The organism is Rubrimonas cliftonensis, from assembly GCF_900107585.1.
Lineage (GTDB): Bacteria > Pseudomonadota > Alphaproteobacteria > Rhodobacterales > Rhodobacteraceae > Rubrimonas > Rubrimonas cliftonensis.
In genome coordinates this window covers 57577-84211 of record NZ_FNQM01000014.1, presented here as the reverse complement: position 1 = coordinate 84211, position 26635 = coordinate 57577, and the positions used below count along the sequence as shown (strand labels likewise).

Genomic DNA, 26635 nt, shown 5'->3' with positions numbered 1-26635 from the left:
GCCGTCTTGTGAAAGGCCGCTCCCGATGATCGTCGTCCAGCTCTCGGACCTGCACCTGCGCCCCCGCGGCCTGCCCGCCTATCGGGTCGCCGAGACCAACATGCTCGCGGCCCGCGCGGTTGAGGCCGTGCGCGCCCTCAACCCGGCGCCGGACGTGGTCGTGATCACCGGCGATCTCTCCGACAACGGGCTCGCCGAGGAATACGCGGAACTCGCGCCCCTGCTCGACCGGTTGCCATGCCCGGCGTTGTGCCTGCTCGGCAACCACGACCGGCGCGACACGTTCCGCGCCGCGTTTCCCGATCGCGCGGGCCCCGGCCCGTTCGTCGATTTCGTCACGGATCTGGGGCCGCTGCGGCTGATCGGGCTCGACACCGTGGTTCCCGGCGCCTCCCACGGTGCGCTGTGCGCCGCGCGGCTGGACGCGCTCGACGCGGCGCTGGCGGCGCGGCCCGAGGCGCCGACGCTGATCTTCCTGCATCATCCGCCCTTCGACTGCGGCATCGCCCACATGGATCGCATCGCGCTCGTCGAAGGTCGTGAGCGGCTGGGCGCCATCGTAGCCGCCCATCGCCAGGTCGAGCGCGTGTGCTGCGGCCATCACCATCGCCCGATCCAGACCCGCTTTGCGGCCACCCTCGCCCAGGTGGCGCCCTCGGTCGCGCATCAGGTGGCGCTGTCGCTCGAACCAGACCACGAGGGCGCGCTGGTGCTGGAGCCGGGCGCATTCCTGATCCATGCGCTGGTGGACGGCGCGGTGGTGACCCATCAGGCGCTGGTCGAGCGGTTTCCGGGTCCGTTCCCGTTCACGCTCGACCCCGAGTACCCTGGCCTGTAGCGCACGCTCATACCCGCGCCGCGCCGGTCCATGGGTGGTCGCCAAGGTCGCGACGCAAGGTTGCACGGTATGCTCAGGCCTCCCGCACGAGGCGCTCCGCGTCCGGCTGGCCGAAGGCGCAGGTCCGTGAAGGCTCGGCAACTCCGACATCTCGCCGTCCCTCTGCGTCCGCTCTTTGGCGAAGGCACTTGCCGCGCGACCGGCAGGAACCGGGAGAGGCCTCATCGCCGCCTGCGACTGCACAGCGTGCTCTTCAGATATCCACCGCCTCGGACAGCGCCAGCGCATCCTCCACGTCGACGCCGAGATAGCGCACGGTGCTCTCGATGCGGGTGTGACCGAGCAGGATCTGCACCGCGCGCAGGTTGCCGGTCTGCTTGTAGAGGATCGAGGCTTTGGTTCGCCGCAGCGAATGCGTGCCGTAGTCCTCGCTGTTCAGGCCGACGGCTGCAACCCACTCATGGACCAGCCGGCCGTACTGCCGCGTGCTCATGTGGGCGCTGCCGTGCAGGCGACTGGTGAACACGTATTCCTCGATCGAGCCCCCGCGCAGCGTCAGCCACTTATGGACCGACTCGCGCGTGGTCTCGCTCAGCTCGAACTGGACCGGACGCCCGGTCTTCTGCTGCACCACCGTCGCCCGATGGCGGATCTGCCCGCCCGAGACGATGTCGCCGATCCGAAGCTTGACCAGGTCGCAGCCGCGCAGCTTGCTGTCGATGGCGAGATCGAAGAGTGCGCGGTCGCGCGGGTTGGCGCGGCCGCCCAGTTCGAAGCGGATCGCCCAGACCTCCTTGGGCTTGAGCGCCCGCTTGGGTCCGATCTTGTAGCCGTGGTTCCAGACGGGCGCCGCCGTCCGGTCCGCGGCCCCGGTCGCATGCGATTGCATGACGGAACTCCGCGTGGTCATCGCCCGCTTCGGCGCGGACGGCGGATCATACACCGAACGGGACACCGGCGGCATGAGTCGCCCTCATGCGCGCGCCATGTCGCGGCTCGGCCGGAGGTCGGCGGTCGCATCCCACAGGCCATGTCGCCGCCATGCAGACGTTGCATCCGATCCCCTCGCTCGGTAGTCTTTCGGAACACCAGATGGGGCGCGATGCTGGATGACCGTGAAACAGACCACAAGCTATACCGATGAGGCCTACTCCTACGCGCAAGCCCTCGTCGAAGCGGGCGAGTTCTCGAGCGTCAGCGCGGCGGCGTCCGCCGCTTTGATCGCGCTGAAGCGCGCGCGCGACGCCGAGCAGCGTCTGCTCGAGAGCGAGGTGCTCCGCCGGGCGAAACTTCCGCCCGATCAGTGGGTCGAGTGGTCGCCCGGCGCGCTCGCCGCATCGATAAACGCCCGTTGAGCCGAAACGCCTGGCGCGTTGCCCTCCATCCTTTGGTGTTTGACGATCTCGTCCGATTGCACCGGCACATCGTCGACGCTACCGGAGATCCAGATGCAGGATCGCGTCGTGTTTCCGAAATCGACGCGCTGATTGGCTCAATCGCGCAAGACCCGTTTCTCGAGGCGCCGCTGAAAGGCGCGCGCGAAGGTTTCAGGCGGCGGCATGGCGGGACTGATCGGCGCGTGACGATCATTTATGCCGTCGACGACGAAACGGCCTTGGTGCGCATTCAACTCGTCGCGTTCGGCGGACAGAACTGGAGCGCTCGGGCGGCTGTCAGACCCGCGGCTCGATCGGAAAGATGACAGCGTTCCGCTGGCTTCGAAGGGCCGTTCATAGCCCCCGCCCTCAGCCTTGCGACCGGCCGTTCTCGGTAGATTCTGTTGAAAACACTGTGTTCAAGTCGAGCTTGGGCGGAGCGTGGACGAGGTGGAGATGGCTCCCGGCCTCATGCCGGGCTTGGGGTCATCGATTGGACGGTCAGCCTGGCGAGCTTCCTGAGGTTCTGGGCGGCGGCGGCGAGGTGGAACTCGTCGCGGGCGCCGTTCGGACCGCGCAGACGGAGGCGATCGAGGCCGAGGATGCGCTTGCGATGGGCGAACAGCATCTCGATCTGCTCGCGCAGCCGGGCGGAGGTCGCGAAGGCCTCGGAGGCGGTGATCTCGCGGGCCATGTCGCGCGCGCCCTCGTAGATCGACCGGCTGACCTTGCGCTCCGTGGTGTTTGGGCGGCATCGCGGGTTCAGCGGCAGGCGCCGCAATCGCGGCTGCTGGCGCGGTAGCGGATGAAGCCGCTCTGGTCGACGATATCGCGGGGCCTTGCGAAGTCGCGGCGCCGGGGTTTGAGGGTCTTGCCCGCCGGGCAGGCGTAGGTGTCGCTGCGGTGGTCGTAGGCGAAGTGCTTGCGCTCGAAGGTTCCGTCGCTGCGGGCGGACCTGTCGAACACGCGGATATGCGGCTCGATCCCGTTCGTCGGGACGACGATCCACTGGATCGTCGTCTGATCCTCCTCACCCTCGACCAGCCGGTTCAGCATCGGCGCCGAGCCGTAGGCGCTGTCTGCGATCAGCGCCTCGGGCCAGAGGCCGAAGCGGTCCCTGGCGTGGTCGGTGTCGATCAGGTAGTTGGTGGCGTAGGCGAAGAGGGCCCTGCCGCCGCTCCCCTTGGTTTATTGCGCCGCCGGGTCGGCGCGCGACACGACCTTGGGCTCGACCTCGCTCGCCGCGCCGAAGGCCGCGTCGTCGAGCGCGGCGAGGTGTTCGCGCACCGCCCGCGGCGCATCCGCGGGATCGACCGTGTCGGGGTTCCAGTCGCTGCGCGCGACAGCGCGGGACTTGCTCGCGTCAGCCTCCACGAGACGCGCGTCCACCGCGAAGCGCTCGCCGCCCACCAACCCCGCCGCGATGCAGGCCCTCACCGTGCCCTCGAAGACCTCCCGCAGCAGATCGCTGTCGCGGAAGCGGCCATGGCGGTTCGAGGATCATGCCCGCCACTTGGCGGCCCTTTCCGCAGCCGGCGCCGTCGCCAGGAAGAACCCCCGGCGCAGGCGCACGGCCTGCGGATCGTCCTCCGCAGCGGCGACCGCCTGCCGCCACGCCGCGTCGATCCGCACCGCGCCGGGGAGGTCCTGCGCTAAGGCCTCGCCGGCGTAGACCAGCTCTCCAGCTGGGCGTCCGACAAGGCGCCGCGGCGGATCAGCGACGGCGCGAGCAGCGGTCGGTGCGAGGGAGCTGGCGGCGTGATCGCCGCCATGGCGGCGGACTCGACCAGCGGCGTCGCGTGGTCGGCGGCGCCGGGGATGGCGATGCGCGCAACGCGGTAGGGGGTGTAGAGCCCGCCGCCGTCGCGCGCCGCGGCGGCATCGCCGGCTACTGTCTCGACGACAACGTACTCGAGCGGCTCGGGCTTCTCGCGGCGCAGCGCGAGAGCCGGTGTCGATGCGCCGACAGGCGTCGCCGTTCGCGGGACCGACGCCGACTTCGTCCGACGGACCGATGCCAGCGGAAGCGAAGCCGCCGACGGCGTCTCCCCCAGTTCTTCCGCGCCGCGCGTGACCGACAGCGCGACGGCGAGCGCCTCGTCGAGCGTCGCAGCGTCGGCGTGCACCGGCGCCGCGCTGACGGCCGCCTTGTCGTAGACGACGAGGACGGTCTCGACCGACGCGCCATGCGCTCGGAACGCGTCCGTCGGCAGCGCGAGCCGCAGGCGCAGCGCGGCCCATGCGCCCGCGTCGCGCCATGCCGCCCCGTGCGATCTGCCCGCGTCGAAGCCAGCCGGCATGATGGCGACCAGCCGGCCGCCCGGGCGCAGCCGCTTCAGCGCCGAGACGAGGCGCCTGCCCGCGATGGCCGGATCGGCCGTGCGCGCCGCGCTCGACGAGAACGGCGGGTTCATCGCCACGAGGGTCGGCGCGACTGGCGCGTCGAGCAGGTCATCGATGAATTCGGCGTCGCGACCCGACACGGACGCCCCGAGCGCCGCCGCGGCCAGCGCCGCCCGGCCCGGGTCGATCTCGTTGAGGACCACGGTCGCCCCCATCGCGCGCAAAGCCGCCGCGATCAGCCCGGTCCCGCAGGAGGGCTCGAGCACCGTCTCGCCCCGCCGCGGCTGGGCGGCTGCGGCGACCACCACAGCGAGCGGCAGGGGCGTACTGAACTGCTGCAACCGCAGCTGCGCCTCCGAGCGGCGGGACTGGGTCGGGCAGCGCCCGGCGATGGCGCGCGCGAGACCGAGCAACCCGGCAGGGTCGCCGCGGAGGCTCCCCGCCGAGGCGCGGCGGAAGGCGATGATCTGCGCCGCCTCGACCGCGTCGTAGGCCGCGCGCCACGACCAGGCGCCGCCGGCGTCCGTGCCGCCATGGGCCTCGGTCATCAGCCGGGAGAGATCGGACGCGGCGAGCGCGCCACCCGAGGTGAGGCGCTCGGCGCAGGCCTGCGCCACGGCGAGGGACGGCGAGGCGAGAGGCGCGCGCGGCGCAGGGGCGGCGGCAGGGCTGGGGCGGGTCATGGACGCGGTCCTTTCTCTGGCCCCGGCAGGGGCGTCGAGAAGGCGCGGGCCGCGCTTTGCCTTTCAGACCATCTGGGCGCGACCGCCCCTCACGGGCGACGGCCCGCGGCCGTCGAACGGGAGGGGCGGGCGAAGCCTGACCCTCCCCGGCCGGGGGGTCGGGTCAAGAGGTCCTGCGCCCCGGGCGCAGGACGCCCCGCAAGGGGCGCTAGCCTCTTGACGCGGCGGGGGCGGCCAGCCCCGAACCAGGGGGCGCCGCCGACAGGGCCGTCGAAACGGCGCAGGCCGGCGAATTTCCGCCAGAGCGTCCACAACTTCGCTTGCGCGGCGATCAGGGTTATCCTGTTCGGCGTGGACAGTCGGCCGGTCCTTGGGACGGGCCGTGGACTGTGACGGGCGCGCGGCGGTCGTGGCGCGGATGCAGTCCGGTCCGGAGGTCGGGCATGAGCACACGCAGCGCCAGGACCGCGTTCCGTCAGGCTGACGTCAAGCGCGCCCTGATGCCCGCGCTGGCGCTCGGCCTCACCGTCTCGCGGTACGTGATAAGCCCCGAGGGCGAGATCATCGTCTGCACCGAAGAGACGTCTGACGGGGGTTCCGACGCGGCGCTCGCGAAATGGGTGCGCGCGAATGCCCGGCGCAAGGCTTAAGGGCGTCAACACCGTCCGCAAGCGGCTCGCGAGCGGCGAGGTCAAGGTCTACTGGTATCATCGCGCAACGGGAAAGGAGCTTCCGGGTCCGCCGGGTTCGGTGGAGTTCGTCACGGCCTGGCTCGACGCGGAACGCGCAACGCCTCGCGACCAAGGGACAGTGGCGGCGCTCATCCGGCTCTATCTCGGCTCGCTGAAATTCTCGAAGCGGCGCGACAGCACGCAGCGCGAGTATCGTCGCATGCTGACGAAACTGGAGGAGGAATTCGGCACGATGCCGATCAGGGCGTTGGGCTCGCCGCGCGTGCGCCGCGTCTTTCTCGATTATCAGGAACGGATCGGCCGCGAGCGCGCGCGCGAGGCGGACAATCGTTTATCGGTTCTATCGGCTGTTTTTTCCTACGCCGCCGTCAGAGGGGAGATCGCCGAGAACCCCCTCAAGGGCTTCGAGAGACTGCACAGCGGCGATCGCCGCGACTTCGTCTGGACCGAGGCCGACATTGGGGCGTTCATGGAGGCGGCGCCCCTCGAATTGCAGCAGGCGATGATCCTGGCGATCCACACGGGTCAGCGCTACGGCGATCTGATCAGGTTGCGCTGGTCCGATCTCGGCGACGCGGGGCTGTCGCTGCGTCAGAGAAAGACGGGCGCGCCGATCTGCATACCGCCGCCATCCGGATTGCGTCGGATGCTCGACGGGATGGAGCGCCGGGGGCCGTTCATTCTGACGCGTGAGGACGGACGGCCATGGCACACCGCGAAGGATGACAAGGCGCTGTCGAAGGCGTTTCACGCTCACGCGCGCGCCTGCGGCGTTGGGGCCTTGGAGTTTCGCGACTTGCGCGGCACGGCGGTGGTCATGCTGGCGGCCGCCGGGCTGGAGGCGCCCCAGATCGCGAGCGTCACCGGCCACACGATGAAGTCTGCGCTGGACATCCTCGAACGGTACGGGGCCCGGAATCAGGCGGTGGCGCGCGCCGCGATGATGAGGCTGGAGAACGCACCGGAGACGTCGTTTGCAAACCGCCTGCAAACCAAGCGCCCTCAACGCCTTGAGGGCGACTGAGAAACGCAGAAATTTCACTTAGTTAAATGGCGCGCCCGAAAGGATTCGAACCTCTGACCCCCAGATTCGTAGTCTGGTGCTCTATCCAGCTGAGCTACGGGCGCGTTGGAGCGGGGTGTTACCGGGGTGTCGCGGGCTTGGCAAGAGGGGGACGCCGCCGCGACTGGCCGCGGCGGCCGCCGCTTGGCTCAGAGCGTCAGGACCGTCGCGCCGGTCGTCCTGCGGGCCTCCAGCGCGCGGTGCGCGTCGGCCGCCTGCTCCAGCGGGAAGCGCTGCTCCACCGGAATGCGGACCTTGCCCGAGCCGACCATCTCGAACAGGTCGTCGGCCATCGCCTGCGTTCGTTCGCGCGTCGCGATGTGGGTGAAGAGCGTCGGCCGCGTGAGGTAGAGCGACCCCTTGGCCGCCAGCGTTCCCACCTCCACCGGCGGCGCCTTGCCCGAGGCGTTGCCGAAGCTGATCATGAGGCCGAACGGCGTCAGGCAGTCGAGCGACCCTTCCCAGGTGCTGCGGCCGACCGAATCCATCACCACGGGCACGCCGCCGCCGGACAGGCGCCTGACCTCCGCCGGCCAGTCCTCGCGCGCGTAGTTGACGCAGTGGGCCGCGCCGTGCTCGACGGCCAGCGCGCATTTCTCGTCGGAGCCGGCCGTGCCGATCAGCGTCACGCCCATCGCGCGCGCCCACTGGCACGCGATGAGGCCGACGCCGCCCGCGGCGGCGTGAAACAGCACCGTGTCGCCGGCCTTGAGCTTCGCCGTGCTGCGGAACAGGTACTGCGCCGTGAGCCCCTTCAGCATCATCGCCGCGCCGGTCTCCATCGCGATGCCGTCCGGAAGGCGCACGACCTGCGTGGCCGGCATCACGCGGGCGTCGCAGTAGCTGCCGGGCGGGTTGGCGGCGTAGGCGGCGCGGTCGCCCGGCTTCAGGTGCGTCACTCCCTCGCCCGCCGCCTCCACGACGCCGGCGGCCTCCATGCCCATCGCCGCCGGGAGCGGGAGCGGGTAGAGCCCGGTGCGCTGATAGACGTCGATGAAGTTGAGGCCCACCGCCTCGTGGCGGATGCGAATCTCGCCAGGGCCGGGTTCGCCGACTTCCGCCTCGACCAGCCTGAGCGCCTCCGGCCCACCGAACGCCTCAACCACAACTCTTCGCGCCATGACTTTCCCCCTCGTTCCGGTCGCGCGGAGTGAAGGCGATCGCGTCGCGCGACGCAATCCGTCACGCGCGCCTTTCCGCGCCCTCGGGCGGCGATGGCCACGGCGCCGCGGGCGTCGCGCCGGCGCCTCCCGCGCTCACTCGCCCGGCTGGGCGCCTCTCCGACCGCGCCGCCGGTCGAGCACGCCCGCGCCGGCGTCGTCGGGCGCCGTCAGGAAGGCGAGCGCCGAGGACGCCGCCACCGCCCCGACGACCGCGAAGGCGAGGCTGAAATCCGCCGGCGCCAGCGCCTCCCCGGCGCCGTGGCCGAACTCCAGGATCAGCGCCGCGCCCGCCACGCCGGCCGCCAGCGACATCTGCTGGGCCGCGCCCATCAGCGCAGTCGCGTCACCCATCCGCGCCGCCGGCGCCTCGGCGTAGGCGAGCGCGTTGACCGCGGTGAAGAACAGCGAACGGAAGAAGCCGCCGACCAGCAGCAGCGCAAGAAGCGCGACGAGCGGCGTCTCGGGCCGCCAGAAGCCGATGGGCGCGATGAGCAGCCCTCCGGCCAGCGCCGTGATGACCAGCGCGGCCTTGAAGCCCAGCGCGTTCAGGATGGGCCTCGCCAGCAGCTTCATCGCCATGGCGCCGCCGATGGAGACGCAGGTGATCAGCCCGCTCTCGAACGCCGAGTAGCCGAACCCAAGCTGGAGCATCAGCGGCGTCAGGAACGGAACCGCGCCGATGCCGACGCGAAACAGCGTCCCCCCGGTCATCGCGGCGCGGAACGCGGGGATCGCGAGCAGGTCGAGCCGCAGCAGCGGGTCGGGTCGCGACCGCGCATGGCGCAGATAGGCCCATCCCGACAGCGCGCCGAAGGCCGTCAGCCCGGCGCCCCAGGCCCAGTGCACCCCGGGCAGCGTCACGATCGAGCAGCCGAAGACGACGCCCGCGCAGCCGAGCCCGGAGAGGAGAAACCCGCGCAGGTCGAGCCGCGTCTCCGGCTGCGGCGCGATCAGCGGCACATGCCGCCCCGCCAGCCACACGCCGGCGGCACCGATGGGCAGGTTGATGAGGAAGATCCACCGCCAGTCGGCGAATGTGGCGAAGGCGCCGCCGAGCGGCGGACCGACGAGCGGCGCCACCAGCGCCGGCAGCGAGAACCACGCCATCGCCGAGACGAGCTCCGCCCTCGGCGTTCCCCGCACCAACAGCAGCCGGCCCACCGGCGTCATCATCGCCCCGCCGGCGCCCTGCAGGAAACGCGCCGCGACGAACCCCTCCAGCGACTGCGCCAGCGCGCAGGCGAGCGAGCCGAGCATGAAGACCAGTATCGCGAGCTGGAACACCCTGCGCGGGCCGTACAGGTCGGCGATGCGCCCGGACATGGGGATGAATACGCCGAGCGCGACATAATAGCTCGTGAGCGCCAGCTTCAACGTGATCGGGCTCGCGCCGATGTCGGCCGCGATGACGGGCAGCGCGGTGGCGATGACCGTCGCATCCATGTTCTCCATGAACAGCGCGACGGCGAGAACGACAGGCAGGATGCGCAGGGCGGAGGTCCGGGCTGGTGCGAGAGAGTGAGTATAGCGCGCCCGGAGGCGGACGCACCCCCGCCAGCCGCATGGCGCCCTTGCGCGGGGAGGCCGTCGCGAGGGTCGGCGCGGCGCCGCCAGCGCGCCTTCCGGCCTGCGCCGGGTCGCGGTCTTCGCCGGGACACTCCGGAGACCGCGCCGCGCGCCCAGGCGCACGCGCCGGAAGACGGCGAAGGCCGGACCGTGAGCCCTGAACGTCGTGGCGGCCGAGGATCGGGCGCCACGGGGAGCCCGCTGAGCCGAGGCCGACGCCGCATCGGCAAGCGGAGCCGCGGCGCCCGGGTCGGGTTTCGACCCGATGGCGTCGGATGGCCGCCCCGTGGAGCCCGCGATCGCCCCAGGGCGAAACGCGGGCGCCGGGTTCAGACGGCTTGCGGCTCTCCGGCCACGGGAAGCGGGTGAAGTCGGCGAGGGCGGGCTTCGCGATGGCTCGGGCCATGCCCACGGTGCGCGCCACCGGGGCGAAGTGGCGGTTCCGGGCGGCGGAGACGTGCTCGACGCGGGGCCGGATGCGCGCGCGTCCGGCGTCGCCGCGGGCGACATGGCGCAGCGTCGGTACACCCCGCGCCAATCCCGAGAGGCCGCTGCGCGAGCGCATGTGCGAGGCGCTGGCCCCGACGTCGCGGCCGCCGCGCCAGCCCGACGCGCCAGCCCGCCGCGAACAGCGGCTGGATTCGCGACGCCTTCATCATCCTCAAGGCGGCGGGCGTGGACGCAGGGCGGCGGCGCGTCATCCCCGACCCTCGCGCGCGGCGGGCGGACGCTGCGGCGCCTTTCGCCGAGATCGATGCGGTCGTCGCTCTCTCCGCCCGTCCCGGCGACTGCGATGGCGGCCGGAACGGGCCGCTGTTCGCCGAGGTTTTCGCGCCGTGGCCCTCGCCGAACCACATCATGTTCCTTCGGCCCGCGCCCCCTCGCCGCGAAGCTGCGCGAAAACGGCATGGCGCGATCGCGGCGGTCGCCCTCCGGCGGCGAACGAGGTCCGGCATGTCGGCCCGAACCGCGCCGGAATTCTTCGCGGCTCAGGTCGCGATTGCAGCTTTCGGGCGATTTTCCAGGTCGAGATCGCCGAGATGAGAAACGGGCGTCGTCACGCCGCGCCCGCCGGATCATCGCCACCACCGGGGCGCCCAGCCGGCTGCGCCCACCGGGCCGCGCCGAAGTGGCGCGCAAGGTGGTCGATGAGCGCCCTCACCCTCGCAGGCATGTGGCGATTGGGCGGATAGAGGGCGTAGAGCGCGATCTCGATGGCGGGAAAATCCTGCAGCAGCGCCGTGAGCCGCCCGTCGGCCACGGCTTCGGCGACGATGTAGGCCGGCGCGCGCGCGATCCCCATGCCGGCGACCGCGAACTCGGCCAGCGGCGCCGGCGCGTTCGCGCGGAGCCGCCCCGAGACGCGCACTGCGGCCTCCTGCGCGCCGGCGGAGCGGTCGTCGCCCGGAAGCGCGGCCCGGAAGCGCCACGTCGTCGGCTCGGCGAAGCTCTCGTCGATGAGGCAGTCATGCGCGGCGAGCTCGGCGGGGAGCAGCGGCGTCCCGGCGCGCGCCAGATAGGCCGGGGCGGCGCAGACGACCAGCGGCGTGGCCGCCAGGCGGCGGCCGATCAGGCTCGAGTCGCCCGGCGCGCCTACGCGAACGGCGAGGTCGAACCCTTCGGCCACGAGATCGATCCGCGCGTTCGTCAACTGCAGCTGCACGCTCACTTGGGGATGCGCCGCCATGAAGGCCGCCAGCGCGCCAGGCAGACGCTGGCTGCCGAAGGCGGTGGGCGCGGTGACGCGGATCTGGCCCGCCAGCGCTGACTGCCGCTCGCGCAGGGCGTCGTCGAGCTCTCCGAACTGCTCGACCAGCGGCGCGGCGCGCGCGCGATAGGCGTCGCCGGCGTCGGTCAACGTCACGCTGCGGGTCGTCCGCGCGAACAGCTGCGCGCCGAGCCGCGACTCCAGCGCCGCCACCCGCTTGCTCGCCAGCTTGGTCGAGACGCCCAGCCGGCGGGCGCCGGCGGTGAACGAACCTTCCTGCGCCACGGCGAGGAACGCCTGCATCATTTCGATCCGGTCCATTCGCCCTCCCCTCATTCTGGCCGGATCATACATGGTCATTGAACATCGCGGCGGATTATCGCCGCATTGGTCGATCCGTATGTTGGCCTCGCCGGCGACGACTGGCGCGCCGGCCCCGGAGCACAACGCGAAGGACACCCGTTGATGACCAATCCGATCCGCATCCACCGCCTGGCCAAATCCGGCCACTGCCACCGCGTCGAACTGTTCGCGCGCCTCGCCGGCGTTCCGTTCGAGCTGATCGACGTCGATCTCGCCGGAGGCGAGCACACGCGCGCGCCGTTTCTCGCTCTGAACCCTGCGGGACAGGTGCCGGTGATCGAGGACGGCGCGGTGGCGCTGTCGGACAGCAACGCGATCCTCGTCTATCTCGCCCGCGCCTACGCGCCGGACTGGATACCCGCCGGCGCCCTCGTCGAGGCCGACGTGCAGAAGTTCCTGTCGCTGGCCGCAGGCGAGATCGCCAACGGTCCGGCCGCCGCGCGGCTGGTGACGGTGTTCGGCGCGAAGCTCGACGTCGAGCGCGCCTTCCGGCTCGCCGCCGCCGCCTTCTCGCGGCTCGAGGCGCATCTGGAAGGACGCGATTGGCTCGTCGCCGGGCGACCGACCATCGCCGACGTCGCGATCTATTCCTACACCGCCCATGCGCCCGAGGGCGGCGTGTCGCTCGACCCCTACCCCCGCATCCGCGCGCTTCTCGCCCGCATCGAGGCGCTGCCCGGCTTCGTCGGCATGCCGCCAACCGTCGCCGGACTCGTGAGCGAAGCCGCCTGACGCTGCTGAAGCCGCACGCATGCCGCTCCCCTCAAGGCCAGAGACGAGGAGACAGACGATGACCGCTCCCGATGGATGGCGCCTCGAAACCACCCCGTTCCATGCCGGCGAGATCGCCGCGCAGGAGCGGGTCGGCGTGGCCGAACAGGTCGCCGGCTTCGCACGCAAGGCGGTGCGCCCCTATCTGACGCAGGAACTGCGCGACTTCTACGAGGGCCTGCCGCTGGTCTTCGTCGGCCATGTGGACCCGCGCGGGCGGCCCTGGGCGTCGGTGCTCGCCGGCGGCGACGGCTTCATCGCGTCGCCCGACGAGACGACGCTCGTCATCGACGCGCGCCCCGCGGCGGGCGACCCGCTCGCGGAGGGTCTCGTCGCCGGCGCGCCGCTAGGGCTCGTGGGCGTCGGGATCGGCAATCGCCGGCGCAACCGCGTGAACGGGCGCGTGGCGTCGGTGGGCGCAGGGGGCGTCAGGCTCGCCGTCGAGCAGGCGTTCGGCAACTGCCCGCAATACATCCGGCCCCGCCGCAACGACGCCGTCGCGCCATCCCGCGGCGCCGGCCCGGCGGCGGAGGCGCTGACGGGGCTCGACGACCGCGCCCGGGCGCTGATCGCCCGGTCAGAGAGCTTCTTCGTGGCGAGCCACAGCCGCGGGGCCGATCCCGGCGCGATGACCGACGGCGCCGACGTCTCGCACCGTGGCGGCAAGCCCGGCTTCGTGCGGGTCGAGGGCGACGTGCTGACCGTGCCGGACTTCGCCGGCAACCTGCACTTCAACACCCTCGGCAACCTGCTGCTCGAACCGCGCGCGGGCCTTCTGTTCGTCGACTGGGAGACCGGCGAGGCGCTGATGCTGACCGGCGCCGTCGAGATCGTCTGGGACGGCCCCGAGGTAGAGGCGTTCCGCGGCGCCGAACGGCTCTGGCGCTTCACCGCCGAGGCGGGGATCCGGCTCCCCGCCGCCGTCGCGCCGGGCTGGCGCTCGGGCGAGCCGTCGCCCAACGTCCGCCTCACCGGCGATTGGGAGGAGGCCGCGGCCACGCTGGCGGCGGAGGCGACGCGCAGGGCGTGGCGACCCTATCGCGTGAGCGGCGTCGCGGACGAGAGCAGCGTCATCCGCTCGTTCCACCTCGAGCCGGCCGACGGCGGCGGCCTGCTGCGCGCGCGGGCCGGCCAGCATCTGACCGTCCGCGCCCCGGCGGAGCCCGGCGGCGCGGCGATAGTGCGGACCTACACGCTCTCCTCTGCCCCGTCGGACCCATGCTATCGCATCTCGGTGAAGCGCGAGGACGCGCGCGGCGACGCGCCGGCCGGCGTCTTCTCGACCTGGCTGCACGCCGCGCTGAAGGAGGGCGACGTCATCGAGGCCCGCGCGCCGGCGGGCGGCTTCGCGCTCGACACGGCGGCGCGCCGCCCCGCCGTCCTGATCGCCGCCGGCGTGGGCGTGACGCCGATGGTCGCCATGGCGCGGGAAGTCGCGAACGAGGGCCTGCGCACGCGGCATGTGCGGCCCCTGACCGTGATCCACGCCGCGCGCAGCGCCACCGAGCGCGCCTTCGCCGACGAATTCCGGCGGCTGGAGACGGCGACCGACGGGCGCATCCGCTACGTCTCGGTGCTGGGGCGCGCCGAGCCGGGCGACGTCTTCGACGCGGAGGGCCGGATCGACGCCGCGCTGCTGCGCAGTCTTCTGGCGCTGGACGACTACGACTACTTCCTCTGCGGCCCGCCCCGCTTCATGCAGGCGCAATACGCAGCGCTGCGCAGCCTCGGCGCGCGCGACGCCCGCATCTTCGCCGAGGCGTTTGGCCCGGCGGCGCTCGAGCGCACGCCCGACGACGGGGCCGCCGCGCAGGCGCCGGTCGCCGAGGCCGACGAGGCGGTGGTCGTCTTCGCCGACAGCGGCCTCGAACAGCGATGGTCGGCGGGCGACCCGCCGCTGCTCGACCTCGCCGAGCGTCACGGGCTCCAGCCCGAGTACGGCTGCCGCAACGGCGCCTGCGGCGCCTGCGCCGTGCCGCTGCGCGCCGGGCGCGTGGCGTATCGGACGCAACCGAGCGTGCATGTGCCGGAGGGCGAGGCGCTCATCTGCTGCGCCGTCCCCGCCGCAGGCGCCGACAGGATCGAACTTGGCCTGTGACACGGGGCCTTTCGCGCGCCTTGCGTGCGTCGCGTCCTCCGGCGGCTCGTCGGCGCGAACCGGCCCCGGGGCCCGCACGGCCGTGCGAACGCGCATCGTCGCAGCCGCGCGGACGGCGACCCACCGATCGCAGTCGGCGGCAGCCCGATCCAGCCTCGACGCGCCGCGCCGACCGGCTTGAAATGTAAAACGTACGTTTTACATCTCCGCCATGGATGTGAAATCGACACTGCTCATCGCCGCCGAACGGCTCTTCGACCGTCACGGCTTCACTGCGACAGGCGTCGACCGCCTGACCGCGGCAGCCGGCATGTCGAGCCGGACGCTCTACAAGCACGCCGGCGGCAAGACGGCGCTCATCGCCGCGGTGCTGACCGAGCGCGACCGCCGGTTCATGCGGCGGCTCGACGTGCGCAGCGTCGACGCGCTGTTTGCCGCGCTGGAGGACTGGGTGCGCGTCGAGGGCGCGCGCGGCTGCCTGTTCCTGCGGGCGCATGGCGAGACCGGCGGCGCGACGCCAGAGATCGCCGAAGTGGTCATGGGCCACAAGGCGGCGCTGCGCGCCCGCATCGCCGAGATCGTCGCCGTCGATGTCGGCGACGGAGAAGACGCGGCGCTGGCCGAGCAGATCCTGATCCTGCTGGAGGGGGCGACGGCGGCGGCCGTCTACCGCGGACCCGAGGCCGTCGCCGCGGCGCGGGCGGCGGCGGGCGTCCTCGTCGCGAAGGCGCGGGCATGAGCCCCGAGCTGCGCATCGGCGCCGCCGGGTTCGGCCTCATCGCAGTCTGCTACGGCTTCGCCCGCTTCGCTTTCGGCATGTTCCTGCCACAGATCGACGCGGATCTGGGTCTTGGCCCCAGCCTGAGCGGCGTGATCTCCGGGGGGTCGTTCCTCGGCTACTGCGGCGCCATCCTTGTCGCGGCCTGGGCCACCGAGCGGCTCGGGGCACGCGGCGTCGCCATGGCGGCCGCCGCTGTCGCTGCGGTCGGCATGGCGGGCGTCGCGCTGGCGCCGTCGCCGCTCTGGCTCGCCGCCGCCGTGATGCTGGCGGGGTCGAGCACGGGCCTGGCGTCGCCGCCGATGGCCGCCGCCGTCGCCGCCGCCGTGCGACCGGCGCTGCAGGACGCGACCAATGCGGCGATCAGTGCGGGGACCAGCGCCGGCGTCGCGCTGTCGGGGCCGATCGCTCTGGCGCTGGCCGGCCAGTGGCGCCTCGCCTTCGGCGTCTTCGCCGCCGTAGCGGCGCTTCTGTTCGTCGCGACGGCGCGCGCCCTCCCCGCGGGGCCGGCGCGCGCCGGCGAAGGCGGCCTGCCGCCGTTGAGCGGCGCTGCGCAGCGGCTGATCGGCGCCTCCTTCATGATGGGCGCGGCGAGTACGTCGCTGTGGTCCTTCGGCGGCCAGCTCGCGACGATGCGCCTCGGCTGGGACGGGGCCGGCCTGCTCTGGAGCAGCATTGGCGTCGGCGGGATCGCCGGGGCGTGCGCCGGCGCGCTCGTCGCGCGGCTCGGCCTAAACGGCGCACACCGCATTTGCCTCGCCCTGCTGGCGGCGAGCGTCTTCGTTGTCGGCGCCGGCCCCGCACACCCGGCGCTGGCGGCGGCGGGCGGCGCGCTGTTCGGCGCGGCCTATGTCACGCTCACGGGGATATACCTGATCTGGGGCGTCCGTGCGGTCGCCGGGCGGCCGGCGACCGGACTGATGATCGGCTTTCTCTCGATCGCGCTGGGTCAGACCGCCGGGGCCCCGCTCTTCGGGGTGCTGCTGGACCAGATGGGAACGGCTGCGGCGGTCAAAGTTTTCGCCGGGCTGGCGCTGCTGCCGGGCGCGTTCTCGGCTGAGCGAGCGATGCGCGTCGCTTGGCATCAGCGGTGACCCGAGACGGCGCCGCCGGCGAGCGTGGCGCAACCGGGCATCGGGGCGGATGCTGGCGGATCGGGATGGCGGCGAAGGTGGAGGCGACGCCGCCGACCCGACACACTGCGAGCGCAACGGAGCGATCTCCGGCGCGGCGACGCCGATGTGCCGGTCGAAATGCCGGAGAACGGCCCGCGGTGCTGGCGCCGGCCGGTCATGCGCAGCATCCCGGTCATCAGGGCCGCGACCCGACGGCGCGGCCGCCTTCTCCGTCGGGCGCAGCGTGAAGTAGTGGTCGGTCTCGGGCTCGGTGAGCGAACCGGGAGCCAGCCTTGCGCCGAGATGGCGGCGCTCCCGGTTCGCCATGCCGCGCTCCTCCACCGTCGTCGAAACCAGGGAAGCCGTGAAGGGATAGGCCAAGCCTGAAAGACATTGCCGCAGAATCAGCAACTAATGCGGCAGGCCCTGAACTGCACAGCGACGACCTGCCGGCTGCGCAGGAGCGCAAGCTTCGGCAAACCGGTCGGGGCGACCCCGACCGGGATGGGTGATGGCCGTGTGTCGACATGTGCCGGAGCACCCTCACTGGCGCTTTGGCCTCGACGGTCAGGCCCGGATCGGCTTCGGAACCCCTCATCGATCGACACATGCGGCAGATTTCCCCGCGCGGGCCGCAAACCTCATGAACCTCATCTGGCCTTGCCCTTGAAATCAGGAACCGCAACTCTCGGTTGAATAAAAATCAGTATTTCAATCCAATTTCTACTTGTTAACGCATCGTTATGAATATAATTATCCGATTAGCGAATTAGATTCAAAGTCCCCATCGGGAGTCAGGCTCACACCTCCAGTATTCGAGAAATACATTTTCATGTGTGGGTGCGAAATTGGAGTACGGTGAATATTTGACGATGGCAGGACAGTCAACTGCCGGAGCAAACCGTGGCCGTAACCAATAATTTCGCCGCCAGCACCCTCGATCTGAATGGCCAGGTCGCACTTTCTCAGCCCACGGCGCTGGTCTGGGGGCCGGATGGCAGGCTCTACGTTACCGAAGTAGATGGTGACGTGAAGGTACTCTCGGTGGCCTTCGGCGATCCCGACCCCGATGACGCGGACGCGGCCGCGCAGTTCCATGTCACGGGTTCCGTGACAGTGGACCTCATCAAGGGCTCGATCCAGAACCACAACGACAACGGAACGCAGAACGCCGGCGCGAAACGTCAGGTGACGGGCATCGACGTCACGCAGCAGTTCGACGCGAACGGCGATCCCGTGGTCATCGACGGCAAGCCGGCCGTCACGATGTACGTCACCTCATCCGACAGCCGCATCGGCGCCGGCGGCGGCGGGAACGACGCCAATCTCGACACCAATTCCGGCGTCATCACCATGCTGACGCAGACCGGGCCTGACAGCTGGACGGCGATCGACATCGTGCGCGGCCTGACCCGCTCGGAGGAGAACCACGCCACCAACGGCCTCGAAGTGATCCAGGAGATCGACGCGGCCACCGGCAAGCTCCTCTCCGAGCGGATCATCGTCGCGGCTGGCGGCAACGCCAACACCGGCGCGCCGTCCAACAACTTCGCCGGCCAGCAGGAGCAGCCGCTGTCGGCGGCCATCCTCGAGATCGACCTGACCATGCTGAAGGCGATGCCGGTCCTGACCGACGATGGTCGCGCCTACGTCTACGACCTGCCGACGCTCGACGATCCCTCGCGCGCCGACCAGGGCGACGGCGACGCCGGGGACCCGTTCGGCGGCAATGACGGTCGCAACAGCGCCAAGCTGCTGGCCGAGGGGCCGGTGTCGATCTACTCGCCCGGCTACCGCAACGCCTATGACGTCGAGGTGACGGAGGACGGCCGCGTCTGGACCTATGACAACGGCGCCAACAACAGCTGGGGCGGCCGTCCGATCGGCGAGGCCGGCGACGATGGCGGCTCGATCGATGTCGCGCAGGCGCTCGGCTACATCGCGACCAACCTCAACAACGGCGAAGGCAACTCGAACGACGACATCAACCTGGTCAACTGGAACCCGGCCAACAAGGACAACTTCCACGAGATCACCCGGTCCGACGACCTGGGCGGCCGCACGCTCTCGGCCGGTCAGGGCGGCGCGCAGACCTTCGAGCATGACGGCCTGACCTACGTCTACGGCGGTCACCCGAACCCGACGCGGGCGGAAGGGTCGCGCGCGGGCCTGCTGTTCTCGCCCGGCGCCGGCACGGACGACGCCTTCCTTCTGGTGTCCAGCGTCGACAGCTACGGAAACGGGGGCGGCGGCGACTATGACGAGGTGATCGCCTGGCTGACGGAGGTCGAGAACAACGACGCGGCCTTCCCGTCGAGCGGCATCTACGGCGCCGGCCCGGGGGCGCTGACGAGGAAGGTTCTCGCTGTCGCGCCGGGCGTGCTTTACGACATCTACAGCTTCGCCGACGGGTCCGGCGCGGCCGTCGTCGCGGGCGGGGCCGCGCCGGCCAGCGGCAAGCTGCTGGGGCAGGCGGGGCTTCCATCCGACATCGCCGAGATCGTCGCCTACCGCAACCCGATCGAGGGCGACTACAGGGAGGGCGGCAAGACCGACGGCGCCCTCGACTCCGGCAACGGCTCGATCAACGGGCTCGCCGAATACGCCTCGACCATCCTCGACGCCGACGGCGTCACGATGTCGGGGGCGATCCTCGCCACGCAGCTCAATGGCGGCAACATCATCGTGATGGGCCGCAACGCGGACGGCTCGATGTCGAGCACCGTCGCCGGCGGCTTCGCCGCCGCGGCGGACCGCACCGTGATCGCGGCCGGCGGCGCGCCGCTCGGGATCGCCACGATTGGCGACGACTACGCCGACCGCAGTCTCACCCAGCCGTTCCAAGGGTCGATCTGGACCGCAGTCTACAGCGAGAACGGGCCGCTCATCGAGGTTTTCCAGCCGGCCAACGGGGCCGTGCCGCTGGCGGGCTCCGAAATCGTCAACCCGACCGACCATGATCTCGACGGCGTCGACCATGTCGCCGATCCTTTCGAGTTCAGCGCGGAGAACGGCTACGCCATCGCGCCGGGCGAGGCGATCGTCCTCGATTTCGACCCGCAGAACACGCGTTTCCCGACCTCGATCGCCGGCACGGGGCTGCTCGGCGCCGCGCTCGACGGGGTGACGCCGAACCGCGACGCCCAGACGGCGTTCGAGAACTTCCCCGCCGACCAGCAGTTCGACGGCCTCTACGACATCGGGGGCAACGTGCTGCCGGGCGGCAACGCGCCGATCCTGCAGATCAAGAAGGTGGCCGCCGGCACGGTCGTCGGCGCCGGGAACAGCGCGCGCGACGTGCTGCACACCGGCGTGCTGCCCTCGACCGACACTGATCGCCTGGTCGCCACGATGACGCTGAAGAACTGGATCCCCGCGCAGAGCGCGCTCGCCGCCGGTCAGCTCTCGGGGATGATCTTCGGCGACGGCACGCAGGCGAACTTCCTGCGCTTCGTGTTCGGCGCGGTGGAGGGTCAGGCGGGCCTGGAGGTGGGCTACGAACTCGGCGACGCGAACTACACGGTCCTCGCGCGGATCGCCCTCCCGGCGCTCTCCAATGTCGATGTGAGCCGGCTCGATCTGCGGCTGACGCTCAATGTCGGGGACGGCTTCCCGGTCGGCGCGGCCTGGCGGCTGGAGGGCGAGGACGGCTTCACGGATATCGATCTCGGCGGCTTCGTCCTGCCGGCCGGGGTGCTGCGCGACGTGCTGACGGGCGCGCACGGCATCGGCGGCGGCGCGGCGGAGCAGGGTTCCGGCGCCGCCTTCGGCTTTCTCGCGGAGACCTCGCCGGGCGCCGAACTCGCCGCCATCGACTTCGACAGGCTCGCCATCGAGGCTTTCGGCAACGAGATCGGCGCCGCCACCGCCGGGGAAGTCGGCGGGAGCGGCTCGCCCAACGTCGATACGGTGGTCTACACCGGGACCGACACGGCGCTCGCCCCCCTCGCCGATGATGTCGAGAATTTCGACGGGACCGGCTCGACCGCCGACTACGCCTTCACCGGCAACGGGCTCGACAACGTGATCCGCGTCGGGACCGGGGCCAACACCATCGCCACCGGCGCCGGCAAGGACGTGGTCCGCGGCGCGCTCTCGCAGCTCGCCGGCGACGAGATCACCGATTTCTCCCCCGACGACAGGCTGCTGATCGAGGGCGCGACGCTCGGCGGGATCGACGTCTCCTATGCCGGCGGCCCCGCGCGGCTGACGATCAACGGTCTCGCGACGATCACCTTCTCGGGCGCCGGTTTCGACGGGTTCGCGCCCGCCGACGGGCCGGCGCGCTTCAGCTTCAGCCAGACCGCCGAGGGCGTCGAGATCGCCGCCGCGCCGAAACTGACGCCCCTGGTCGCCATCAGCGCCGGCGGCGGCGATCTTCTGGCGGCGAGGCTGCGCGAGCAGACGGTCGACTTCCTGTCCGATGCGGGCGCCGGCGGCGCGGCCCAGTACCTCACCGGGGTCGAGTCCAACAGCTATACGAACTCGGCAGTCGCCACGATCGACTTTCCCGGCACCGACCTCGACCTGCTGCACCGGACCGAGCGGACGGCGATCGATGCCGGCAAGTGGGGCTACGCCATTCCCGCGGCGGACGGCGTCTATCTGATCGACCTCATCTTCGCCGAGATCTATCACGGCGTCGCGACCAGCGCCGCGAACGCCGTGCCCGGCAAGCGCGTGTTCGACATCTTCATCGAGGATGCGCTGGTCGAGCAGAACTTCGACGTCATCGCGGCCGCCGGCGGCGTGACGGCCGAAATCATCATGACCTACGCGGCCACCGTCACCGACGGCGTCCTGAACATCGCGTTCGACGCCTCCGTTGATCAGGCGAAGATCAGCGGTCTGGCGGTCTGGCGGGCGGGCGAGGCGCCCGACGCCATCGCGCCCGTGATCCAGTCGATCACGCTCGGCGACACGCCCGGCGCGCAGGGCGGCCCGCGCATCTTGACCGTGGTTGTGACCGATGAGACCGGCTTCGACGCCGCCGCCTTCGACGCGCTGACCGGGGCCGAGCTCATCTTCACCGCCATCGCGCCGGAGACGGTTTCGGCGCCGGCTGTGGCGCTGTCGGACGACGCCAGGACGGCCACGCTCACCTACACGCTGACTGCGCCCGGCGGCGCCTGGCCGAACGGCGCCGGCCAGGTCGCCGTCGCGGCCGGGGCCTACGCGGACGCCGCGGGCAACGCCAGCGCGGCGGCCGAGCGCGGCTTCGTCCTGCAGGACGGCTCGCCGGGCGTGCCGGCGGGCGGAACGATCCTCGAACTGGATTTCGAGACCGCTGGCGATCCTCTCGTCACGGGCGGTTTCGACGGGCTTCTCGGCGGCGACGGCGCCCGCGACGTCTCCGTTCCGGTCGCGGTCACGGACGGCAGGCTGACGGTCGTGACGTCCGACGGCGACCTGTCTCAGGGCGGTCAGACCGACAGCAAGAACGACTTCGTCAGGCAGGTCGACGTCTCGGACCCGGCGCTGAGCCGGCTCTACCTGACCACGCGGTTCGACAACCCGTTCACCGAGGCCTTCCTGACGTCGCGAGGCGTCGAGACCGGCGTCATCCAGAACTATGCGCAGCAGGGCATCGTGTTCGCCACCACGGACGACGCGGTGGCGCAGGGCGGGGGTCAGTTCGTCAAGCTGATCTTCGGCGGCGTCGGCGGCAACGCCGTGCAGCTCTGGACGGCGGGCGGCGGGCTCAGCCAGACCCTCGGCATCGCGTCGATCTCCTCGGCCGCCGCCGCGCCCTTCGAGCTGTTCGACATCGCGCGCGTGGAGTTGTCGATCGCCATCGACCGCGCGGAAGGCGCCGTCGGCCAGATCGTCACCCTGTTCGACGCAAGCGGCGCGATTCTCGGCGGCGTGCGGCCCGAGGCGACGCCGGGCTTCCTGACCGCCGCGCCGCTGGCCATTCCGGCGCCGCTTGCGGCGGCGCTGGCGACCGGGCGGATCGATGTCGGCGTCACCTCGACGGACTTCATCAGCACCGCGCTCGACGACTTCACCGCCTCGTGGAACTTCCTGCGCCTGTCCTCGCCGGGCTTCGTCGAGGCGCCAGCGGCGGCGCCTGACGCCGTGCGAGGGGTCGCCGTCGGCGACTTCGCCGACACCGGCGGCGCGCCGACGGACATCGGCGCGCTGCTGCCGGGCGACAACCTCATCGTCGCCACGCAACAGGGCGACGGCGAGCCCGGCGGGCGCGACCGCGACTACGTCACCTTCACCGTGCCCGAGGGCCAGGCGCTGTCGCGGCTGGTGCTGCAGGGCTTCGAGACCGCGGAAAGCGGTCTGCCGCAGGGCTTCATCGGCATCCAGGCCGGGACGGTCGTGACGACGGACCCGACCAGCTTCGAGGGCGCGGGCGAGTTGCTCGGCGGCCTCGTCTACAATGGCGGCCTGGTCGGCGACGACATCCTCCCCGCGCTGGGCGACGGGGAGGAGCAGGGGGTCGCCTTCATCGGCTTCGACGCTCCGCTGCCGGCCGGGGCCTACACCGTCTGGTTGAACCAGGGCGGGATGGCCAGCACCGCCACGCTGAACTTCATCGTCACGGAGGCCGTCGTCCCCATCGCCCTGTCCATCACGGACGCGCCGACCATCTCCGAGGGCGGCGATCTCGGCGTCGCCACGCTAGAATTCGGCCTCACCGCGACGGAGAGCTTCACCGGCGCCCTCACGGTCACCCATGACGCGCTCGGCCAGACCGGGCTGACGCAGTCGGTGGCGTTCACCGGCGGCGCCGGCGTGCTGCGCGTGGACGTGCCGCGCGACGACGTGGAGAACGGCGACGACGTGGTGAACGTCACGCTGACCGGCGCGGTCAGCGCCGGCGGCGAGACGGTCGAGATCGCCGCCGCCGCCGCCACCGGCGTCGTGACCGAGGACGACGAGGCGGAACCCGTCAACCTCGCGCCCACGGCGGTGAGCCTTGCGGCGATTGTCTCCGAAGTCGCCGGCGGCGCTTCCGTGGCGACACGAATCGCCGACATCTCGGTGGCGGATGACGGGCTGGGAACGAACGTGCTCGGGCTCACCGGCGCCGACGCGGCGCTGTTCGAGATCATCGGCGACGCGCTGTTCCTGAAGGCCGGCCAGACCCTCGACGCGGCGGCGAACCCGACGCTCGACGTGGCCGTGACGGTCGACGACCCCAGCGTGGGCCAGACCCCAGACGCCGTCTCCGCCCCGCTCTCCATCGCCGTGAGCGAAGCGGGGGGCCAAGAGGTCGTGCTGCGGATCAACGCCTTTGGCCCGACGGTCGCGGCGACGGATGGCGGGCCTGACTGGCGAAGCGACAACGGCGCCGGCTCGCCCTGGCTCGCCACGACCAACAACCGCGGCGACGCCCCGGCGGCGGGTTATGCCGGCGCGGCTGGGGCGATCCCGCCCGGCGTGCCGGAAAGCGTGCTCGACACCGCGCGATCGAGCAACGCGGCCTTCAGCTACGACATCCCGGTGGCGGACATCGGCGGCGCCGGCGTCTTCCGCGTCGATCTCTACGTGGCCGAGCTCTACGGACCCGGCCAGGGCGCAGCCTTCCGCGTCTTTGACGCCACACTCGAAGGTGAGACGCCCGCGGCCTTCGACAACATCACCCCCGGCGCCGCCTACGGCGCCGATGTGGGCGTGCTCTCCGCCGAGGTCGAAGTGACGGACGGCGTCCTCAACATCGGTTTCACGCAGGACTTGGTCGAGGGCTACCAGAACCCGATCGTCAACGCGATCCAGGTGGCGCGGCTCGGCGGACCGATCGCCGACACGCAGGGGCCGTCAGCGACGATGACGCTGACCGGCCCGGTCGAGGCGGACAGCCCGCTCCTCGTCGCCCTCGCGCTGGAAGACGCAAGCGGCGTCGACCAGACGACGCTTGGCGCCGAAGACCTGCGACTCGAGGTGGACGGCGCCGCGGTCGCGGCGGCGGTCGGCTTCAGGGGCTTCGCCGGCGGCGTCGCCAGCTACGAGATCGCCGCCCCGGCCGGCGGCTGGGCCGATGGGGCCGACCTCGTCGTGACGCTGCCAGAGGGCGAGATCGCCGATCTTGCGGCCGCCCGCAACGTCAACGCCATGGTGAGCGCGACGCTGACGGTCGCCGTCGACGGCGCGCCGCCAGCCCAGGGCAATGCCGAAGCCGCCTTCGCGGCGCAGGACGATCTCGACACCGGCGCAAGCTACGGCCCGGATGCCGTCGGCGCGGCGGCGCTCAGGATCATGGCGGGCGTCGGCTCGGTCGCTTCGTCGAATTTCGGCGCCGGGTCGTTCAAGGTGGAGAACATCGGCTCGAAGAAGATCTCCGCGATCTTCATCGACGTAACCACCGCGCTTTACCAGGACAGCGTCTTCGATCCCGACGGCCGCGGCGGCGACAGCGCGACCAAGCCATGGGCGGTGAACGACGCCGGCGGGACGGGCGGCTATGTTTCGGGAACCGGCTACTTCCTGCCGGGGCAGGCGCCGATCCCGAATTCAGGCGGCTCGGGCGGCGACAGCAATGGCGGCTTCAAGGGCGCCATGATCAAGTTCGACGCCGCCGTTGACGGCGGCTTCCAGCCCGGCGAGATCGTCGGTTTCTCCGGCGACATGGACCCGAACTCGATCGCCGGCATGAGCAAGGTGACGGTCGACGGCGGGGCCACGCAGGGCTGGGACGTCGGCGGCATATCGGGGCATGAACTGATCGGTTCGCGTTTCACCGTCCTGTTCGATGACGGCGCCGCCGCAAGCGGTCAGCTCATCAGCGACAAGAGCAACGCGGGCGCCATCGCCGTCGCCTCGGAGGGGCTGGCCGGCGCGGAGGTGGCGCTGGCGGTCAACGGCGCGCCGGAGGGCGGCGTCGGCGTCTATGGCGGCGCACGGCCGAGCGTGATCGTCACCGGCGATCCCGGCCAGCTCGTGCGCATCACCATGACGCGCGGGCTCGACCCCGTGACCAACACGACCAATGGCGTCGACGCACTGGTGGCGCAGCGGCTCGCCCGCTACGACTTCCAGGCCAGCAACGCCTTCGACGAGCAGAGTTTCGACGTGACGCTCGGCGCGGAAGGCGCCTTCGACGCGTCGGCGCTGTTCGACTACGGCGCGGCCTCGGGGACGGGCAAGGGCGGCTTTCCGGGTGACGCGACCGCTCCGATCGGGTTCGTGGCCGCGGCGATCGGCGTCATCGGCGGGGCGGTGGCGGCGCTCGGTCCGGTCACGGCGCCGATCTACCTCGTGAATATCGGCGGCCCGGTCGCCGACGAGCCGGCTCCGCCCGCGCTGGCCTTCGTCGCGGAGGCGACGGTGCGCTTCGACGACCTCGGCGGCGGCGTCTGGCAGCGCGTGTTCGACTATGGTGACGGGCCGAACAGCAACAACATCTGGCTCGGTCAGGCGGCCGGCGGCGACGCCATGCGCTTCGAGATGCTCGACGGCGCGACGAAATACTTCATCGATGCGGTCGAAGGGCTGATCCAGGGCGAGACCGCGCGCTGGACGGCGCAGATCACCACCGAAGGGCTCATGCAGCTCTTCAAGAATGGCGAGCTCGTCGCGGAAGGCGGGGGCGTCGCGCCGCCGGAGGCGCCGCGCCTCAACAAGTTCGTCGCCAAGTCAAACTGGGGCGGCGACACGCCGCTCATCGGCGAAGTTCTCTCCATCCGGGTCGACGAGAACGGCGACGGCCCGGACATTGCGTTCGGGGGTTCGCGATACGAACTGGGCACGACCGGTCTGACATGGGAGGCGGCCCGAACCGAGGCCGATTTGAAGGGCGGAAAGATCGTCGAGATCGAAAGCGCCGCCGAGAACAGCTTCATCTTCGAGACATTCGGCGGCGATCAGAACCCGATCTGGCTCGGCTTCAACGATCTGGCGACGGAGGGTCAGTTCGCGGACAGCGACGGAGACCCGATGATCTACAGCAATTGGCTCCCCGGAGAGCCGAACAACTACAACAATCAGGACTACGCCGCGATGGCCAGCTCGACGGGGCAGTGGGACGACAAGAGCAATGGCGGCGGATACTTCTTCGACAACGGCTGGATTGGCGGAAAACTGCACCGGCTCGTGATCGAGTACGAACTCGGCTGACTTTCAGTTT

General features: G+C 71.2%; 15 protein-coding genes, 1 tRNA gene and 1 pseudogene. 10 read left to right on the top strand and 7 right to left on the bottom strand.

Features of this window, described 5'->3' with window-relative positions; translation table 11 throughout:
- Positions 1-25 precede the first annotated feature (25 nt).
- Positions 26-838 carry a phosphodiesterase gene (locus tag BLW43_RS17185; protein WP_093255352.1) on the top strand — a complete coding sequence of 271 codons (813 nt, stop codon included), beginning with the start codon at positions 26-28 and terminating at the stop codon, positions 836-838.
- 253 nt (positions 839-1091) lie between these two features.
- Here BLW43_RS17185 and BLW43_RS17180 read toward each other — a convergent pair whose 3' ends face one another.
- Positions 1092-1727: a tyrosine-type recombinase/integrase gene (locus BLW43_RS17180; RefSeq protein WP_093255371.1), complete on the bottom strand. Its 636-nt coding sequence runs from the start codon at positions 1725-1727 to the stop codon at positions 1092-1094.
- A gap of 220 nt (positions 1728-1947) precedes the next feature.
- Here BLW43_RS17180 and BLW43_RS17175 point away from each other — a divergent pair, with 220 nt between their 5' ends.
- Together BLW43_RS17175 and BLW43_RS23025 are read left to right on the top strand one after the other, a co-directional pair.
- Complete coding sequence (locus tag BLW43_RS17175; RefSeq protein ID WP_093255350.1) at positions 1948-2193, top strand: hypothetical protein; 246 nt, start codon at positions 1948-1950, stop codon at positions 2191-2193.
- Positions 2190-2540 (top strand): type II toxin-antitoxin system RelE family toxin, encoded by a 351-nt coding sequence (locus BLW43_RS23025; RefSeq protein ID WP_139284115.1) that lies wholly within the window; start codon positions 2190-2192, stop codon positions 2538-2540. The genes BLW43_RS17175 and BLW43_RS23025 overlap by 4 nt, the downstream gene beginning before the upstream one ends.
- A 143-nt stretch (positions 2541-2683) precedes the next feature.
- On the opposite strand, the pseudogene BLW43_RS24675 reads toward BLW43_RS23025, so the two are convergent.
- Both BLW43_RS24675 and BLW43_RS17160 read right to left on the bottom strand, forming a co-directional pair.
- Positions 2684-3714 (bottom strand): annotated as a pseudogene (locus BLW43_RS24675) (transposase); the annotation flags it as partial.
- A gap of 152 nt (positions 3715-3866) precedes the next feature.
- Positions 3867-5240, bottom strand: a complete 1374-nt coding sequence (locus BLW43_RS17160; protein ID WP_093255345.1) for a methyltransferase — start codon at positions 5238-5240, stop codon at positions 3867-3869.
- Between the two features lie 443 nt (positions 5241-5683).
- Here BLW43_RS17160 and BLW43_RS17155 point away from each other — a divergent pair, with 443 nt between their 5' ends.
- Together BLW43_RS17155 and BLW43_RS17150 are read left to right on the top strand one after the other, a co-directional pair.
- Positions 5684-5890 (top strand): hypothetical protein, encoded by a 207-nt coding sequence (locus BLW43_RS17155; protein ID WP_093255344.1) that lies wholly within the window; start codon positions 5684-5686, stop codon positions 5888-5890.
- Positions 5871-6956 carry a tyrosine-type recombinase/integrase gene (locus tag BLW43_RS17150; protein WP_093255342.1) on the top strand — a complete coding sequence of 362 codons (1086 nt, stop codon included), beginning with the start codon at positions 5871-5873 and terminating at the stop codon, positions 6954-6956. The genes BLW43_RS17155 and BLW43_RS17150 overlap by 20 nt, the downstream gene beginning before the upstream one ends.
- A gap of 27 nt (positions 6957-6983) precedes the next feature.
- Here BLW43_RS17150 and BLW43_RS17145 read toward each other — a convergent pair.
- The 4 genes from BLW43_RS17145 to BLW43_RS17130 form a co-directional block, all read right to left on the bottom strand.
- A tRNA-Arg gene (locus BLW43_RS17145) sits at positions 6984-7060 on the bottom strand.
- A gap of 84 nt (positions 7061-7144) precedes the next feature.
- Entirely contained in the window at positions 7145-8116 is a 972-nt protein-coding gene (locus BLW43_RS17140) for a quinone oxidoreductase family protein (RefSeq protein ID WP_093255341.1), read from the bottom strand.
- Positions 8117-8251: 135 nt separating this feature from the next.
- Positions 8252-10234, bottom strand: a complete 1983-nt coding sequence (locus BLW43_RS17135) for an MFS transporter (protein WP_093255339.1) — start codon at positions 10232-10234, stop codon at positions 8252-8254.
- Between the two features lie 547 nt (positions 10235-10781).
- Positions 10782-11753, bottom strand: a complete 972-nt coding sequence (locus tag BLW43_RS17130) for a LysR family transcriptional regulator (RefSeq protein WP_093255338.1) — start codon at positions 11751-11753, stop codon at positions 10782-10784.
- 144 nt (positions 11754-11897) lie between these two features.
- Between BLW43_RS17130 and BLW43_RS17125 the strand changes: the two genes are divergently transcribed.
- From BLW43_RS17125 to BLW43_RS17105, 5 genes are all read left to right on the top strand, one after another.
- Positions 11898-12527, top strand: coding sequence for a glutathione S-transferase family protein (locus BLW43_RS17125; RefSeq protein WP_093255336.1), 630 nt, complete (start codon positions 11898-11900; stop codon positions 12525-12527).
- Positions 12528-12585: 58 nt separating this feature from the next.
- Positions 12586-14664 (top strand): 2Fe-2S iron-sulfur cluster-binding protein, encoded by a 2079-nt coding sequence (locus BLW43_RS17120; protein WP_093255335.1) that lies wholly within the window; start codon positions 12586-12588, stop codon positions 14662-14664.
- Positions 14665-14875: 211 nt separating this feature from the next.
- Positions 14876-15403, top strand: a complete 528-nt coding sequence (locus BLW43_RS17115) for a TetR/AcrR family transcriptional regulator (protein WP_093255333.1) — start codon at positions 14876-14878, stop codon at positions 15401-15403.
- A complete protein-coding gene (locus tag BLW43_RS17110) occupies positions 15400-16536 on the top strand; it encodes an MFS transporter (protein ID WP_093255332.1) in 1137 nt (378 codons plus the stop codon). Before BLW43_RS17115 ends, BLW43_RS17110 begins: the two co-directional genes overlap by 4 nt.
- A gap of 924 nt (positions 16537-17460) precedes the next feature.
- Complete coding sequence (locus tag BLW43_RS17105; RefSeq protein WP_139284113.1) at positions 17461-26625, top strand: malectin domain-containing carbohydrate-binding protein; 9165 nt, start codon at positions 17461-17463, stop codon at positions 26623-26625.
- The last annotated feature ends 10 nt before the right edge of the window (positions 26626-26635 follow it).

What these genes read in the sequence shown, in the direction of transcription:
- BLW43_RS17130 (WP_093255338.1), bottom strand. Translation starts at nt 11,753, where the DNA reads ATGGACCGGATCGAAATGATGCAGGCGTTCCTCGCCGTGGCGCAGGAA.
- BLW43_RS17185 (WP_093255352.1), top strand. Translation starts at nt 26, where the DNA reads ATGATCGTCGTCCAGCTCTCGGACCTGCACCTGCGCCCCCGCGGCCTG.
- BLW43_RS17120 (WP_093255335.1), top strand. Translation starts at nt 12,586, where the DNA reads ATGACCGCTCCCGATGGATGGCGCCTCGAAACCACCCCGTTCCATGCC.
- BLW43_RS17180 (WP_093255371.1), bottom strand. Translation starts at nt 1,727, where the DNA reads ATGCAATCGCATGCGACCGGGGCCGCGGACCGGACGGCGGCGCCCGTC.
- BLW43_RS17115 (WP_093255333.1), top strand. Translation starts at nt 14,876, where the DNA reads ATGGATGTGAAATCGACACTGCTCATCGCCGCCGAACGGCTCTTCGAC.
- BLW43_RS17175 (WP_093255350.1), top strand. Translation starts at nt 1,948, where the DNA reads ATGACCGTGAAACAGACCACAAGCTATACCGATGAGGCCTACTCCTAC.
- BLW43_RS17140 (WP_093255341.1), bottom strand. Translation starts at nt 8,116, where the DNA reads ATGGCGCGAAGAGTTGTGGTTGAGGCGTTCGGTGGGCCGGAGGCGCTC.
- BLW43_RS17160 (WP_093255345.1), bottom strand. Translation starts at nt 5,240, where the DNA reads ATGACCCGCCCCAGCCCTGCCGCCGCCCCTGCGCCGCGCGCGCCTCTC.
- BLW43_RS17135 (WP_093255339.1), bottom strand. Translation starts at nt 10,234, where the DNA reads ATGTCGCCCGCGGCGACGCCGGACGCGCGCGCATCCGGCCCCGCGTCG.
- BLW43_RS17155 (WP_093255344.1), top strand. Translation starts at nt 5,684, where the DNA reads ATGAGCACACGCAGCGCCAGGACCGCGTTCCGTCAGGCTGACGTCAAG.
- BLW43_RS17150 (WP_093255342.1), top strand. Translation starts at nt 5,871, where the DNA reads ATGCCCGGCGCAAGGCTTAAGGGCGTCAACACCGTCCGCAAGCGGCTC.
- BLW43_RS17110 (WP_093255332.1), top strand. Translation starts at nt 15,400, where the DNA reads ATGAGCCCCGAGCTGCGCATCGGCGCCGCCGGGTTCGGCCTCATCGCA.
- BLW43_RS17125 (WP_093255336.1), top strand. Translation starts at nt 11,898, where the DNA reads ATGACCAATCCGATCCGCATCCACCGCCTGGCCAAATCCGGCCACTGC.